Source organism: Ectothiorhodospira sp. 9100 (genome assembly GCF_022227565.1).
GTDB classification, from domain to species: domain Bacteria; phylum Pseudomonadota; class Gammaproteobacteria; order Ectothiorhodospirales; family Ectothiorhodospiraceae; genus Ectothiorhodospira; species Ectothiorhodospira marina.
Genome location: NZ_JAJNAN010000102.1, coordinates 1 through 1,839, shown reverse-complemented (window position 1 = coordinate 1,839; position 1,839 = coordinate 1). Strand labels below are relative to the sequence as shown.

Below are 1,839 nucleotides of genomic sequence, written 5' to 3'. Positions count from 1 at the left end.
ATGGGCGTCCACCGTCTTCAGCACCGAGTAGAGGTTTTTCAGCCCCTCCCGGACTGCCCGAGCCTGCTCCGGCTCCGTGATGTTGTCCAGGATCGGCTTGTCATATTCATCGATCAACACCACCACCCGCTCACCGGAACGGGCATGCGCTCCGCGGATCAGCGCCTCAAACTCTCCCGGGATATCCGTCTGGCGGTCCAGACTCACGCCCAGCCGCTCGCGGTTCCAATGCAGCTGATCCCGAATACGCGCATCCAGCGCCTCGCGCGTGGCCGCCACTCCGCCACCAAAATCCAGGGTGACCACCGGATAACGCACACTCCAGTCCCAGCGGGACTCAACGTACAGCCCCCGGAACAGGTCCTCCCGCCCCTCGAACAGGCAACGCAGGGTATCCAGCAGCAGGCTCTTGCCAAAACGGCGGGGACGAGAGAGGAAAAAATACCCCCCTTCTCCCACCAAACGAAGCAGGTGCGGTGTCTTGTCCACATAGTAGTGGTCACCCCGGCGGATCTTCTCGAACGCCTGGATACCAATGGGGAGATTGCGTTTCTGGGGCATGGGCGGCTCCGGGCGGATCATGCCAGCATTGCTTGCGGTCTGGCTATATGGGGCGACCGGACGATCGTAGTGACCACCAATAGCAAAGATATAAATGGACTTGTCGTCGAATCGATAGATCAAACGATCTTGCTGTGATATTCGCCTGAACCATAGGCCAGTATACCTTCAAACACCAGTGATCTCATCCATTTGCTCGCCAGTGGGTTTGTAGCCTTTACCATGGGTGTGGGTTTCAAGAGAGTCGGCAATCTGCTGCATGAGATCCTTGTTTTGGAGAACGTGAAGGGTTTCCTGTTCCCGCTCCCAGTCGTCGGCGCCGATCACCACGAAATCCTGACCCGCTCGCCGTGTCACCTTGAGCGGCTCATGCCTGCTAACCACTTGCTCTACAACGCTTTTCAGGTTTTCCCTGAATTTGTTTACGCTCATTGTGTCCATGAAGGCACCTTGATGTACGGTAATTCAGTATAAGCATAGGTCGCGATCCCTAATAAGGCCAGGCACCCGGCGGCAGTGGAAGTGCTGGTGTGAGGGAAAGGCGTGAATGTGTGCTTCTTGCGTGTGCACGCCGACCCATTTGCTTTACTGTCATGAACACGCGGCCATGTCGGTTAATGGGGCACCACCAACTGTTGCATGTAACAACACACGCATGCTAAACAGATTGCATGCAACGCGTTTCAAACAGAGGCACGCCACATGACCACCACGCACGTGGACACGCGAGTGAAGAAGCATCGTGACGCCCTGCGCAAGGCAGGCCTTCGACCCGTGCAACTCTGGGTGCCTGACACTCGACGCCCCGACTTTGCCGAAGAATGCCGCCGTCAATGCCTTTTGACCGCCGAAGCCGACAGAGCCGACAGAGCCGACAGCGACATGCAGCGTTTTATGGATGAAGCCCTGACAGACACGGATGGCTGGACGGATTGATGCGGGGGAGTCTCGTAACCATCGCCATGCAAGGCGATTTTGGCAAACCAAGACCCGCCTTGGTCATTCAGGCCAACCAATTCAGCGACAATGCCAGCCTTACCATCTTGCCGATCACCAGCACCCTCGTGGACGCCCCCTACTGCGCATTACAGTTCATCCAAGCGCCGAAAACGGCTTGCAGAAACCTTCGCAAATCATGGTGGACAAGACCCTGACGGTGAAACGCGACAAGGTCGGTCGCCCGTTCGGGCAACTCAACGCCGATTCCCTGCTGGAGGTAGAGCGTTGTCTGGCGGTGTTTCTGGGGATCGCCAAATAAGAGACCACCACCTTGAAAGC

The 1,839-nt window shown here is 57.1% G+C and carries 3 protein-coding genes and 2 pseudogenes; 2 read left to right on the top strand and 3 right to left on the bottom strand.

Translation table 11 applies throughout. From position 1 onward, the window contains the following. From LPW29_RS15060 to LPW29_RS15055, 3 genes and pseudogenes are all read right to left on the bottom strand, one after another. Window positions 1-561 (bottom strand): AAA family ATPase (locus tag LPW29_RS15060; RefSeq protein ID WP_338018715.1); only part of this gene is annotated, 561 nt, incomplete at its 3' end. A gap of 63 nt (window positions 562-624) precedes the next feature. Beyond that, window positions 625-723 (bottom strand): annotated as a pseudogene (locus LPW29_RS15685) (type II toxin-antitoxin system YoeB family toxin); the annotation flags it as partial. 6 nt (window positions 724-729) lie between these two features. Continuing rightward, window positions 730-1,002 (bottom strand): type II toxin-antitoxin system Phd/YefM family antitoxin, encoded by a 273-nt coding sequence (locus LPW29_RS15055; RefSeq protein WP_063464604.1) that lies wholly within the window; start codon window positions 1,000-1,002, stop codon window positions 730-732. 261 nt (window positions 1,003-1,263) lie between these two features. Between LPW29_RS15055 and LPW29_RS15050 the strand changes: the two genes are divergently transcribed. Continuing rightward, window positions 1,264-1,497 carry an antitoxin MazE family protein gene (locus tag LPW29_RS15050; protein ID WP_238628689.1) on the top strand — a complete coding sequence of 78 codons (234 nt, stop codon included), beginning with the start codon at window positions 1,264-1,266 and terminating at the stop codon, window positions 1,495-1,497. After that, window positions 1,497-1,819, top strand: a pseudogene (locus tag LPW29_RS15590) (type II toxin-antitoxin system PemK/MazF family toxin). The gene LPW29_RS15050 and the pseudogene LPW29_RS15590 overlap by 1 nt, the downstream one beginning before the upstream one ends. The last annotated feature ends 20 nt before the right edge of the window (window positions 1,820-1,839 follow it).